Source organism: Drancourtella sp. An57 (assembly GCF_002161525.1).
In the GTDB taxonomy this organism is placed as follows: Bacteria; Bacillota; Clostridia; order Lachnospirales; family Lachnospiraceae; genus Sellimonas; species Sellimonas catena.
Genome location: NZ_NFHY01000016.1, coordinates 30356 through 44472, shown reverse-complemented (window position 1 = coordinate 44472; position 14117 = coordinate 30356). Strand labels below are relative to the sequence as shown.

Genomic DNA, 14117 nt, shown 5'->3' with positions numbered 1-14117 from the left:
TCATATCTTTACATATCTTTGGTTCCTGCTGTTAGGTTTATCTGGAATTGTCATACGGATAAGATTCATGTCTACTGCCGGCCGTAAATAATTTCTTCGAAAACCTTCCTTAGATTTCAACCCCAGTTTTTCCATAAGTGAATTGCTTGTATAAGGAATATCATATTCCATAACATCAAGCAGTTTCTTAATGTATTCCGAAAGCTGCCCATTATCTTCACTGATCTGAATGGAAATGTCATCCAGAATTTTATCAATTTGTGACAACATAAATTCAATGAAAATTGTTGATGCACCATCCAGATGGCATTTAGCAATCGCGTCATAGTATTCTTCTTGAAATTTTTCGATCTGACTCTCAATTGGAATAAATTCAAATATCGGCTTCCACTTGGAAAGGATCGCAGTATGCCATAATCTTGCCATTCTACCATTGCCATCAGAGAACGGATGGATAAAGACAAATTCATAATGAAATACGCTGCTTAAAATAAGAGGATGAACACTATTTTGTGCTTCTTTCATCCAATCAAAAAGTTCATCCATTAACTGGGGAACAAATCGTGAAGGTGGTGCCATAAAAATGCACTGATCGCCATTAAAAACACCTTCTTCACCTCGACGGAAGTCACCGGATTCTTCTACAACATATTTGGTCATTATGCCATGAAATTTTTTCAAATCTCTTATGTTGTATGGATTGATCTCGGAAATTTTTTCATATGCGGCATAGGCATTTTTTACTTCCTGAATTTCCTTTTGTTCACCAAGCACTGTCTTTCCGTTGATTACATCTCTAACCTGCCCCAAAGAAAGAGAATTCGCTTCAATCTTCAATGAAGAATGAATGGACTTGATACGATTGTTTCTTCTCAAATGTGGTTTGGATTCTAAATTACTGGTTGCCGAAATTCGTCCAATCTTTTCTGAAATCGAAGATACATATGATAATATTTCATTTGTTATTGTAAAAGGCGGTTTATACACTCCCATGACAGTACCTCCATGTACTTGCGTATTATCTTGCGTACTTTCTTCCTCTATTATACAGCAAGTCAAAAATTTTTCAACACCCATATGAGTTCATCCACTGAAAAAGGGATCGCACACCAGTAAACGGTGTACAATCCCTTTTCTGCTACTCTACAAATAAAATATGGATCTGTCCTTTTTTATCTTTGACGACTTCTGCCTCCACATCGTAAATTTCCCGGATAAACTCCGGTGTCAGCAAACTCTCCGGTGTCCCTTCTCCTGCAATCCGGCCGTCTTTGAGGGCGTAAATCCGGTCGCAGAACATGGCCGCAATATTCAGGTCATGGACGGCCGAGATCACCGTCACATTCCGCTCCTTTACAATCCGCATCAATTGAAGCTGGTGGGTAATGTCCAGATGGTTGGTAGGTTCATCCAGAATCAGGCAGGGCGTCTGCTGGGCCAGGGCTCTTGCAAGAATAACCCGCTGCTGTTCCCCTCCGGAAAGCGTGGAGAAACTTCTATCCGCAAATTCCGACATGCCGACAGCCTGCAATGCTTCTTTTACAATGGTATAGTCTCCGGCATTGTCCCGCTCCAGTGCCTTTTTGTGGGGAGACCGCCCCATCATAACGATTTCCTGTACGGTAAACTCAAAATTATAATGGTTATGCTGAGCTACCACTGCCAGTTTTCTGGCGGAGTCTTTGACGCGGATCGTACTCAGCTCTTTTCCGTCCAGATAGACAGCACCCTGATCCGGTTTCAAAGTCCGGTAAATGCACTTGAGCAGCGTTGATTTTCCACTTCCGTTCGGCCCGATCAGTCCGATAAATTCCTTCTCCTTACTTTGGATGCTGATTCCCTTTAAAATCTCCTGCGCCCCGTAGGAAAGATGGAGATCTTCCGTATTGATTTTCACGCTTCCCCACCTCCAAATCCATAGGATTTCCTTATCATCAGATAAATAAAGCACGGCGCGCCGATCAGAGAGACTAAAATTCCAATCGGCAGTTCCGCATAGTCCAGAATAACCCTGCAGGCCACGTCCGCCCAGATCAGAAAGACCGCTCCGGTCAGTGCGCTGACCGGGACGAGCCTTTTATGATCTGTTCCAAGGCACATCCGCACTGCATGTGGAATAATCAGCCCGACAAATCCGATCATTCCTGCCGCACAGACTGCCGTTCCCACCATCAGGGAGGAAAGAATCAGATACACGATCCGCACCCGGTGGAGGTCGGTCCCAAGTGTCACCGCTGTCTCATCGCCCAGAAGCATCAGATTCAGCTTCCGGGATTGAGTCCAGAAAATCAGTGTTGCGACTATCATGACCGGAAGAACAACCGGCACATTGTCCCAGTCAGCCGTGGCAAGACTTCCCATGCTCCAGTAGGAAATCTGAGTCGTTGCTTCCCGGTTCTGGGAAATATAAATCAGGAAGTTCGCAAACGCGGAACAGACGGTACTGACCGCCATTCCGGCCAGAATCAGTTTCCCCGCGCTTGTGCGTCCGCCGATGCCGGAAATAAAAAGCACACCAAAGGATGCTGCCAGAGCCCCGAAAAAGGCCATAATCCCCATACCCTGATCCCCGAATACGGAACCGATCCCAAGTAGAATGGATGCCGCAGCCCCAAGGTATGCCCCGGAGGAGACGCCAAGGACATACGGGTCCGCCAGAGGATTTTTGACAACTGCCTGCATGACAACGCCGCACACGGAAAGCCCCGTCCCCACTGCTGCCGCCATCAGCACTCTCGGCAGGCGGATCTGCCAGACTACATCGTGGACAGCTCCCTGGCCGTAGGCGGACAGGCTCTCTGTATGAAAGACCTCATATCCGATCACACGGTACACATCCTGAAAGGACAAATCCGCATTTCCAAACAGTACCGCCGTAAAAAGTGACAGTATAAGAGCCGCAGACAGCCCAAGAATCAGAATTCCATATGTCTTTGTTTTCATCGCTCCTCTTTTCATCATGCTCCCTCTATTCGTTCAGATCCAGATCCGGATACAGGCCTCTGGCGATAGTCTCAATCCCGTCCTGCGTCCTTGTCGCACTTGCGTACATCTCACTTAACATAATCGGAACAACCCGGTCATTTTTCACGGCGCTCAGGCTCTGAAATGCTTCATCTTCCAGAATCTTATCCAGATTTTCCTGCTTCACCGTTTCCGGATCATCCCCGGTATATGGCATGTAGACGACAAAAATCACATCTGGATCTGCCGCTAAAATGTCTTCCTTTCCAACCGTAGATGCGTCCGGATTTGCAAGGCTGGCACCAAGCTGGGTCACCATGTCCCCCGCAATGCTTGCCGCGCCATAATTGGTAAAGGTATCATTCATGCTCTCCACCACCATGACAGACGGCTTTTCTTCCTGTTCTTCGGCCAGCGTTTTTACGTGTTCTACGGTCTCTTTCATTTGATTTACGATCTCTTCTGCACGGTCCTGCACATCAAAAATCTTTCCAATGTTCAGGATATCGTTATATTCATTTTCCAGAGAATCTTCTTTCACCGCGGTATTCGTATTGATATAGACATTTGTTCCTTTTTGAATCCATTCATCCGGGCTTCCAAGGTTATCCTCATCAAACAGGGATACCCAGGAAAAAATCATATCCGGTTCCAGCATCGTCATTGTCTCTTTGGACGGTGTAAACTCGTCCAGATAGTCTGTTTTGGAAAATGCGGCTTTCTGAACATCCGGCACCTCATTATCAAGCCCTGCCGTCGCTACAATCCGGTCCTCCAGTCCAAGAGCAAGCAGCGTCTCCACCGATCCCTGGTAAACCGCTGCCACCTTTTCCGGCGCCTTTTCATAAGTCATCGTGTACTCGGCGCCATCCCGGCCATAAGTCGTGATCGTCAGCGGATATTCGGTTTTTTTCGTACTCTCTGTGGTGTCCTTGCTGTCAGACGAGCCGTCATCTGCAGCCTGATTGTCCTCTTTCACCTGATCAGAGCTGATTCTGCCCGCATCCCCGCTGTTGTTTCCGTCACTGCCTCCACAGGCGGAAAGTCCCACCGTCATTGTGGCTGTCAGAAGACACGCCAGTACCTTTTTCACCATGTTCTGTTTCATGTTCTCTCCTTCTTTCTTTCGGTATATTTTCCTTTCCTGTTACAGGATCTTTGGCTTACCCGTCAGATCCATATTCCTACTTACCGGAAGATTCGTTTTGCAGAACAAAAAAACCTGCTTTTTTATAAGCAGGCATGACAAAAACATATGGACAGGCAAAGATTGCCGCCCATATTTTCAGATGTCTGCTTTACACGGAAGCTTCATCTTCTCTATCAAGCAGGTTTCCTGGCTTGCCTCTCCTCACCTGTCCCGGCCTTCTCACGGCATTGCCGCAATGACATAAATTGGGACAGACTCCTTGCTTACAGTGACCGGATCGCCGGAGATTTCCACTCCGTTCCCTTTTAAAATTCATCCTCTTTGACAAAGGAATTCTTCACTTGATAAAGTTATTCAATTCTAACAGGAAATATTACAGTTTCCAATTTAGCACATTTTGGCATCAATTGCAACCTCAGTTCCCACCGGACATTCTCTCTATGCTTTTTCTAAAAGCCGGTGCAGAATTTCAGCAAACTCTTCCATGTAATAGTTGCTCCGGTTTTTCTTCCAGAACATGCAATAATTACGCAGAAACGGCTTCCCATCCTTATAAATCGGAATCCGGAGAAAGACGCGTCTTTTCCGCTCCCTCCTCTATCTTCTGATAATATGTTTCTCCATATTGCTGAAGCTGTCAGTCAAGGTAAAATTGTTCTCAATGCCTTCTGTCAGATAGATTTCTCCATCTTCTGTCATCAGAATCATGTCAAATCCCTTATGAGATTTCCAGTATTCCTGCGCACCTTCCAGTCCTTTTACGAACATGGAGGTGGAAAGGGCATCTCCCGTCTTTCCTTCCTCGGTCACAATCGTCACAGAAGCCAGTCCGTTATCCACCGGATATCCGGTCTTCGGATCAATGATATGTCCGTATCGTTTTCCGTCCTCTCCGGTAAAATACCTCTCATAATTTCCGGAGGTCACCACGGCACAGTCTGACACTTCCAGTACACCGACTTCTCCGTCCCCGTAAGGACTCCGTATAGCAAGCCGCCAGTCATTTCCATCCGGTCTGGATCCCACGGTCTGAACATTGCCGCCGATATTTAGAAGGGCAGACGTTACCCCGCTTTCTTTTACAATCTCTGCTGTCAGATCACCGGCATAGCCTTTTCCTACCGCTCCCAAATCCAGTTCCATACCTTCCGGCAGGTGTATTTTCTGCCCGTTCAGCTCCACTTTTTCGTAGCCGACCCGGCTAAGAAGCGACTGAATCTCCTCATTTCCCGGAATCCGGTTTTCGTCAGTTGTAAACCCCCATGCAGTCAGCACCGGATAAATCGTAGGTTCCAGCGCCCCATCGGTCTCTTTGGCCATTTCCAGGGCAAAGCTGACAACACCTGCTGTATCCTCACTGAGCGTCACCACATTTCCATTACTGTGATTGACCGCGTAAATTTCGCTGTTTTCATCCGTGACGGACCACTCGGACTCCAGTGTATGAATCTCTTTCTCCGCCTTTTCCAGCGCTTCGCCGGCATTGTCCCCGTAAGCGGTAAAGGTCATATAGGTATCCATGGCGAAAAACTCTTTTCTGGATTCCTCCTGACTATTGCCGCCTGTATTCTGTGCTCCCTGACATGCCGTCAAAGCAAGACTGCACAGAAGCACAAACGCTGCTGTCCCTGTACGGTAGTTATTTTCTGTCTTATATCTTCTCATGTCTGAACCGCCTTTTACATTGCTTTTAATGAGATTTTATATATTATTATTCGGTACGAAGTGCTGTCACCGGATCGCTCTTTGCCGCCTTTCGTGAAGGGATCAGTCCGCCAAGCAGCGTAAGCACGACACTTAACGCGATCAGAATCAGTGCCGGCACTACAGGGAGCACGGCGCTTACCTCATTCGTATCTGCAAGATGATGGATCAATGCATTTCCCGGTATGAGAAGCAGAAGGGTAAGCCCGATTCCAATGAGCCCGGCGCAAAGCCCGATGATAAAGGTCTCTGCATTGAACACCTGGGAAATATTCCCCTTTGAGGCACCAATGGCCCTGAGAATTCCGATTTCCTTTTTCCTCTCCAGCACGCTGATGTAGGTAATGACACCGATCATGATGGAAGAAACCACCAGAGAAATGGCCACAAAGGCGATCAGTACATAGCTGATAATATCGATAATATCCGTAACCGAAGACATAAGAGTACCAACCATATCTGTGTAGGTGATCACCTGCTCGTCTTTTCCCTGTGCCTCCATCTGACTATTATAGCCGTCCAGAATCTTTACGACTTCTTCTTTGCTCTCAAAATCCTTTGGATAAATGGCAATACCTGTCGGGACATCAAAATCCACGTATCCCAGATTTCTTAAATTACTGTCATAGGAAGTCTCTCCCGTAGACTGCATGGACATCATCAGCTCGGAGAGCTCCTCCTCACTCATGTTCATTTCAAACGCATTGGCAAAGGCGTCTGCATCGATGGTCATGGCATCTCCCATGGCCTCCTGAAGGCTCGTTCCCACCCGGCTCATCGCTCTTTGCATCACCGTCTCCATTCCGCTGCTCATCTGGCTTACCACCTGGCTCATGGCAGAGCTGATCTGAGTTTCCAGTGCGTTGGAAATTGCGCCTGTATACGCGCCCATCACTTCTTTCATATAAGTTTCAAGGGACGTACCAACCTGTGACTGCAGGCTCTCCATATCAACTATCTCCGAAATTCCGGAGGAAAGCGCTTCTTTCCCCGCATCTGTATTCAGGTAGCTGACAAAATAGTCATCCATCTTTGTCAGATCCGGCAGCTGATTCTTTTCTGCGTAATCCAGATATCCGGCTGCCATCTCCCGGGCAATCTTCTGAAGCTGCTCTGTGGTGATGGAAATATCCTGTACAGAATCAAAGATTCTGCTGCCCCAACTGTTGATGATCTCTGCCGCAGCCGGTGTCTGAAGGTACTCCAGAAGATATTCATCAAACCTCTCCGAATCCGTATATCCGTGCTCCGACGCATACTCCATAAAACCGCTTAAAACTTCACGGAAGAGGTTCTGAATCTGTTCAACCGATGCGGTGATGCCGCCGTTTGATTCAATGATCTCCAGAATATTTTCTTTGAGAATCTTCTGTGCGTCCGTACTTTTCAAATATCCTGCAAAGTCTTCGCTCAGCCCCGAATAATCTGCCTCCGGATGCTCTTTTGCGTAGTCCTGATAGCCGGAAATCAGATTTCCCGCCAGTTTTGTCATCCCTTCCGCCGAAACAGTCAGGTTCAGATTCCCCATCAGATCATTCAGATTCAAGCTACCTGCATCCGGAAGCTCGATCTGGATTCCGGAAAGATCCACCATTTTGGAAAGGTCCAGAGTGTTTCCATCCATCTGGAACAGGTCGGAAAAATCCACTGCTCCGGACAGACTGCCTGAGAGCGCATCGCTGTTGAACTGAAAAGCATTTTCCAGTGCATCCGTATTGACGGTAAATAACGAGTTCATATCCAGCCCGTTCTGGCTTTCTGTCTCACCGAACGCCTCCCCGGTAAAGACATTGACGTCCGGATTCGCAATCTGCTGTTTTACGATCTCACTGTCTTCCGCCTCTTCTGCCACATGCCGGGTCAAAGAAGACGGGTAGCCGATTCCGGAAGAAAGTGCCACTGCATTGGCATCTTCTGCAGGCTGGACAACACCTACTACCTTGAGATCTTCCCCGTTTTTCACGAGATCTTTCATATAGGTTTCATTGCCGGATTTGTCTGTCCAGACACCATACTGACTGTCGTACGTATAATAGTCCGCACTGTTGACCAGTTTAAAGGTAATACCGAGAAAATCTTCATAGGAATAGCTTCCCATATTTTCCGGTGTTTCGATATCTTCTTCATTGATAAACTGCCGGATCATCTCATCCAGTTCCACAGCATCCCGAAGTCCGAGTGTATAAAGCATAAAGTCACTGACGTTCCCGTTTGCCGTCAGGACAACCACACACTCATTATAATTCTCCGGCCATCGACCGGCCTTTACATCGTACTGCCCTTTATAGAGATTTTCATTTTCCGGCATTTCATAAAACATGTCCGTACTCATCATGGAGGACATCATACTGTTGGACCCGGAGGCTGATCCGAATCCAAGTGCATCAAATGAGCGGTCCGGATTCACCTGCCGGATAGAATCTCCATCTTCACGGTAAATCTGCGGAGATACAGAATAAGAGTATTCCACCGCATTGGTATAGTCTTTGATATCACTCTCACCGCTCTCCAGATACTTTTTTAAGGATTCCAGATCATTGGAATCCATGGTAGAAAACATATTGCTGACCATCTGGATCACATCCACATCGCCGGCCTCTTTCTCTTCCCCGCCTCCGTCTCCGAGCATGGCGGTCATATCAATCCCCGTGCTCTGGATTTCGAGCGGATACTCCGAAAGTGTATCCTCTTCCACTGACTGAATATACTGATTGACACCTGTAGAAAGCGCAAGAATCAATGCAATTCCGATAATTCCGATTGATCCCGCAAAGGAGGTCAGAAGCGTCCGCGCCTTTTTTGTCCTCAGATTATTAAAACTAAGGGATAATGCAGTCAAAAGTGACATGGATGATTTTCCCATGTTCTGATGCTCCGGCTGCTTCATTGCAGTTTCATCCACCTCATATGGATTGGAATCCGACCGGATCCTGCCATCTTTCAGATTAACGATCCGGGTCGCGTACTCCTCTGCCAGCTCCGGGTTATGGGTGACCATGACAACCAGCCGGTCCTTGGCCACTTCCCTTAAAAGATCCATTACCTGGACACTCGTCGCGCTGTCCAGCGCCCCCGTCGGCTCATCCGCCAGCAGGATATCCGGGTCATTGACAAGGGCACGCGCAATCGCAACTCTTTGCATCTGTCCTCCGGAAAGCTGGTTCGGTTTTTTATGTACCTGTTCTCCAAGTCCGACCTCTTCCAGCGCCTTCTGAGCCCTCTCGCGCCTTTCAGCTTTCCCGACTCCGGAAATCGTAAGTGCAAGCTCTACATTTGCCAGAATCGTCTGATGTGGAATCAGATTGTAGCTTTGAAAAACGAATCCGATCGTATGGTTTCTGTAGGAATCCCAGTCTCTGTCCTTATACTTCTTTGTCGATATCCCGTTGATAATCAGGTCTCCGCTGTCATAACGGTCCAGCCCTCCGACAATATTCAGAAGTGTCGTTTTTCCGGAACCGCTCGGTCCGAGGATCGCGACAAATTCATTGTCTCTTAAATTCAGACTAACATCATCAAGTGCTTTCTGCACCAGTTTCCCCGTCCGGTACTCCTTTCGTATGTGTTTGATCTGAAGCATATACGTTCTCCTTTTTTGTCATTCTTAAATCCAGTGAAAATACTCTCTCTGATAGCGTGCTTTCTCCCCCGTCATCAGAAGAATGTCATCGCAAAGCGCCAGAACCTTTCCTTTCTCCCGAAGCGAGTCCGTCTTTACCGTACTCATCAGCTCCTCGATCAATGCATAGGCTGCCTGTTTTTTCTCCTCCGGATATCCGGTCATCGGCTCTTCAAATTTTCGGCTTTTCTGATAGACCTCACGTATCAAAAGCTCCTCCCTGGCCATGGAAAGCCTGTCCTGCGGAATCTCACCCTTTATCACTGCGCGATAGCATAAATAAAGAAGCCTCGCATCGTTTAGCGCATTGTGAAGTGCTCCATCCACCGAGACATTCAGGATTCTTCCCATCTTTTCCAGGGAAAGACTCCCGTCCTTTCCAAATAAAGTAAAAAATAACTGAAGCGAAATATCCCTCATTCCTTCACCGATCCGGTACAGCTCCTCTTCCTCTTCATTCAGAAGCAGATTATCCAGAAAGACCGGCTTATCCGCGCTTCCAAAGACAAAGGTCTGCCGGATGTTCCATTTACGATACAGATCCAGCACTTCACGAAAAACCCGTCCGAATCCAGGCGCGTGGTCGACTTCCACCTGCCTGAGTCCTGTCAGCTCCATGCAGTATGGATTCAGCACAGTATTAAATTTAGGGCGTACAAGAGAATAGTATGATTCTTTTTCCTTCATACTTTTCCTCTCAACGATCAATATCCCGACGGAAATGATTTCCGTCGGGTATTTATTCTGATCCCCTGTATTATATTCCAGATCCAGAAACGCGATATAATTTCCAAGTCTCTCCTTCTGCCTGCCCTGCAGGCCCTGCATGGAAATCCGCCTGATTGACCGGATCTGTCCTTTATATTTTCGTTTAACCGCCGGTATGGACTGCTGCCCTTTTACGAGCTTGACACTTTCATCTTTCAGTGTAATCTCATACCACTTGTTGTCATGTTCTTTCCGGTATCTGTTCATCGTTTCACTCCTGTCATGATGTACAACCATATTATATGGTCTGTATCCGGAAAAATCAAGTAGTATGCCGGACCTACTGATTTGACTGGCTGGAAATCAGTGTCACTGTAATATCCTGGGAGGTGTATTCCCCGTCTGATCCTGCTGACTGTACAGTCAGCGTAACATCTTCTCCTGCACGGTAGTAGCCCAGTTCATTCTGGAGATCGCTGGTATCTGAGATGGTTGTTCCATTCAACGCGGTAATAATATATCCACGCTGCAGGTCGGAATCTGTATTATCCTGTGTAAGCCCTGTAATATAAACGCCCTGTGGCATTCCGTAACGTTCTGCCGTTGTCTCATCGATATCCATTACCTGAACTCCGAGACTTCCCTGTTCCTCTTCACTGACTCTTGTCTTTGTCTGCTGGTTCATCAGATTCTGAATAATATCAGAAACTTCGGAAACCGGAATGGCATATCCCATACCCTCTACAGACGAATCACTGATCTTCGCACAGTTGATGCCGATGACCTCACCTTTTGTATTCAGAAGCGCGCCGCCGCTGTTACCAGGGTTGATCGCTGCGTTTGTCTGAATCAGAGTTCCGTCATATCCGCTGATCTCTCTGTCCTTGGCACTTACAATTCCGTTCGTTACGGACTGTCCGTATCCAAGTGCGTTACCGATTGCAATGACTTCCTCTCCAACCTGCAGTGCATCAGAATCGCCAAGAGTTGCTGTCTTGATTGCTGACTTTGTATCACTGCTGATGCTGTCAAGCGGAACAGCTACAACCGCAAGGTCTTTATCGGAATCGGAACCCTTGATATTGGCTTCCAGACTGGTGTCATCATTAAATGTTACTGTCAGGGTATTTGCATTCTCTACTACATGAGCATTCGTCACAATCAGAAGCTCTGTATCATTCTCTCCGATGATAATACCGGAACCTACACTTGTGGCTTCCTGCTGGGATGTACCGCCGAAGAAGTTCTGTACTTCTTCCACTGACATATTCTGGATCGATACAACAAACGGCATGCTCGCTTTGACCAGATCCGTCAGATCTGTATCGGTTGTCCCTGAGGAGACCTGTGTCAGACTTGCCGTATCCGCCTGCGCAATCTGATTGGAAGAGCTGCCGCTTCCGCCCACCAGATAATTGACTCCATAAAATGCTCCCCCTGCTATGCCGCCAAAGAGAACGGCCAGCCCTGTAACTGCCGCGACCGTCTTGACGCCTTTTCTTTTCTTTGGGGACTTCTTGTGCGGGTCCTGCTCCGGAGTCTGCTGTCCATATGGATAAAAAGAATCCTGCTGGTAATTCTGCTGATAATCGTTCCGGTAATTCTGATATCCTTCGTATCCCTGTGACTGATCATTTGTCATATTGTCTTTGTTCTCTTCAGTATTTTTATGGAAATTGAAAAACTGTTTTTTCATAATTATGCACTTCCTTTTTTTATCCTTGTTTCCTTTTTACATTTATTACTATAATGTCTCATTGTGGTGATCATGTGATGAAATTTTGAAAAAAGTATGTCCTGTCACTTTTTCTTATTTTTTCCTTAAGTTGCTGAAAAGCAAATAGAAATCCGATATAATGAAATAAGAATATGATACTTTTGCATTCTATATTTATAAGGAGGGAATTGCATTTTATGAGTCGAAAAAGAAGACGTTCTTCTTCCCGGAAGAAATCCATGGTTCTTCCCGTGATCCTGATTGTGGCAGTCATTGTCATAATCGCAGCAGGAGTATTTCTTTTCTTCCGTCTGCGCGGTACAGGAGAGAATCCTTCCGATATTCTGAAGAATTATTTTTCCTATATCACTTCACAGGATTATGAAAAGATGTACAATCTTGTAGATACCGGGGATGTCTCCAAAGATGATTTCATTTCAAGAAATCAGAACATTTACGAAGGAATCGGCTGTTCCGATATCAAAGTAGAGATCAAATCCGAAGAAAAGGACAGTGTTTCCTATTCGGTTACTTTGACAACGCTCGCAGGAGAAATTTCCTATGATAATACAGCCCGATTTACAAACGACAGCGAAAAGGGGACCGTCCTTGTCTGGGATGACAGCGTGATCTTTCCAGAGCTGACTTCGACGGATAAAGTAAGGATCTACACCGATGAGGCCGCACGAGGCCAGATCCTTGACCGAAACAATGTCGTACTTGCAGGTACCGGCACCGCATATTCCGTCGGTCTTGTTCCTGGAGAGATGAACGAAGATCATTCTGCGGACGTTGAGACACTGGCAGAACTTCTCGGGATGACCAGTGACGCCATCGAATCCGAACTCTCACAGGGCTGGGTGACAGATGACTCTTTCGTGCCGTTGACAACCATCTCCGCTTCCGATGCGGATCTTCGAAGCCAGCTTCTCGAGATTTCCGGTGTGATGCTCTCTACTGTAGAAGTCAGAAACTACCCTTACGGAGAAGCCGCCGCACATCTGATCGGATACGTGTCCAGCGTCACTGCCGAAGATCTGGAAGAACATCCGGACGAAGGATACTCTTCTGACAGCGTCATCGGAAAAAGCGGGCTGGAATCTCTGTATGAAGACGAACTACGCGGGAAAAACGGTTATACCATAGTCATCGAAGATGAAAACGGGGAACAGAAGTCTGTTCTCGCCTATCAGGAAAAGACAGATGGTGAGGATATCCGGCTGACCATTGATATTACACTGCAGCAGTCTCTGTACGAACAGTTCCAGGAAGATGAAGGCTGCTCCGTCGCTATGAACCCGTACACCGGCGAGGTGCTTGCCCTTGTAAGTACACCATCCTACGACACAAACCAGTTCATTCTCGGTCTTACTACCGATCAGTGGGATACGCTGAACAATGACGAAAGCCAGCCTCTTTACAACCGCTTCCGTCAGACCTTCGCTCCGGGCTCCACGTTGAAGCCGTTTACAGCAGCCATCGGTCTGGCAGAAGGAACAATCGATCCGAATCAGGATTATGGAAGCAATGGCACAAGCTGGCAGAAAGACGCAAGCTGGGGCAGTTACTATGTCACTACCCTGCAGGACTATTCACCGGGTACTCTGGAAAATGCACTGATTTACTCAGATAACATTTTCTTTGCCAAGGCGGCTCTGAATCTCGGAGCAGACAAGTTTACCGCCGGTCTGGACAAATTTGGTTTCAATCAGGTTGTTCCGTTTGAGATCAAGATGTCCCAGTCCCAGTACGACAACGACGGCTCCATCACCGAGGAGATTCAGCTTGCCGACAGCGGTTACGGACAGGGACAGGTACTGGCCAATCCGCTTCATCTGGCTGTCATGTATACGGCCTTTTCCAATAACGGAAGCATGATTCAGCCTTACCTGATTTACAAAGACAATCCGTCTGCTACCGTTTGGATTGAAAACGCGATCTCTCAGGAGAATACATCCATTCTCACAGAAGATCTGAAATCCGTAGTCAACAACCGGGCCGGCTCCGGCTATGCGGCACACCGCAACGATGCGGAACTCGCAGGAAAAACCGGAACTGCGGAGCTCAAATCCGAGCAGGGAACTACCGGTCAGGAAATCGGCTGGTTCAGCGTCTTCACCACTGATCCGAATGCAGCCAAACCGGTACTACTTGTCAGCATGGTGGAACATGTAGAAGATAAAGGCGGAAGTACGTATGTTGTGGAAAAGGATGATGCTGTGTTGGATGAGTATCTGGGATCATGATGGATGAAG

9 protein-coding genes and 1 riboswitch are annotated in these 14117 nt (G+C 47.2%); of the genes, 1 reads left to right on the top strand and 8 read right to left on the bottom strand.

Annotated features, from left to right (window positions below; translation table 11 throughout):
• From B5G11_RS12795 to B5G11_RS12760, 8 genes are all read right to left on the bottom strand, one after another.
• Positions 1 to 1077 carry a Fic family protein gene (locus B5G11_RS12795; protein ID WP_343215513.1) on the bottom strand — a complete coding sequence of 359 codons (1077 nt, stop codon included), beginning with the start codon at positions 1075 to 1077 and terminating at the stop codon, positions 1 to 3.
• A 61-nt stretch (positions 1078 to 1138) separates the two neighbouring features.
• Positions 1139 to 1897: an ABC transporter ATP-binding protein gene (locus B5G11_RS12790; RefSeq protein ID WP_087254403.1), complete on the bottom strand. Its 759-nt coding sequence runs from the start codon at positions 1895 to 1897 to the stop codon at positions 1139 to 1141.
• Positions 1894 to 2961 (bottom strand): iron ABC transporter permease, encoded by a 1068-nt coding sequence (locus B5G11_RS12785; RefSeq protein WP_087254400.1) that lies wholly within the window; start codon positions 2959 to 2961, stop codon positions 1894 to 1896. Before B5G11_RS12785 ends, B5G11_RS12790 begins: the two co-directional genes overlap by 4 nt.
• Before the next feature lie 7 nt (positions 2962 to 2968).
• Complete coding sequence (locus tag B5G11_RS12780) at positions 2969 to 4072, bottom strand: ABC transporter substrate-binding protein (RefSeq protein WP_087254396.1); 1104 nt, start codon at positions 4070 to 4072, stop codon at positions 2969 to 2971.
• Between the two features lie 200 nt (positions 4073 to 4272).
• Positions 4273 to 4474, bottom strand: a riboswitch (cobalamin riboswitch).
• 237 nt (positions 4475 to 4711) lie between these two features.
• Positions 4712 to 5779: an FAD:protein FMN transferase gene (locus tag B5G11_RS12775; protein WP_242959059.1), complete on the bottom strand. Its 1068-nt coding sequence runs from the start codon at positions 5777 to 5779 to the stop codon at positions 4712 to 4714.
• A gap of 46 nt (positions 5780 to 5825) precedes the next feature.
• Positions 5826 to 9398, bottom strand: coding sequence for an ABC transporter ATP-binding protein/permease (locus B5G11_RS12770; protein WP_087254393.1), 3573 nt, complete (start codon positions 9396 to 9398; stop codon positions 5826 to 5828).
• A gap of 24 nt (positions 9399 to 9422) precedes the next feature.
• Positions 9423 to 10412 (bottom strand): 3'-5' exonuclease, encoded by a 990-nt coding sequence (locus tag B5G11_RS12765; RefSeq protein ID WP_158099288.1) that lies wholly within the window; start codon positions 10410 to 10412, stop codon positions 9423 to 9425.
• Between the two features lie 73 nt (positions 10413 to 10485).
• Entirely contained in the window at positions 10486 to 11841 is a 1356-nt protein-coding gene (locus tag B5G11_RS12760; protein ID WP_242959058.1) for a trypsin-like peptidase domain-containing protein, read from the bottom strand.
• Between the two features lie 218 nt (positions 11842 to 12059).
• Here B5G11_RS12760 and B5G11_RS12755 point away from each other — a divergent pair, with 218 nt between their 5' ends.
• A complete protein-coding gene (locus B5G11_RS12755; protein ID WP_087254387.1) occupies positions 12060 to 14108 on the top strand; it encodes a penicillin-binding transpeptidase domain-containing protein in 2049 nt (682 codons plus the stop codon).
• The last annotated feature ends 9 nt before the right edge of the window (positions 14109 to 14117 follow it).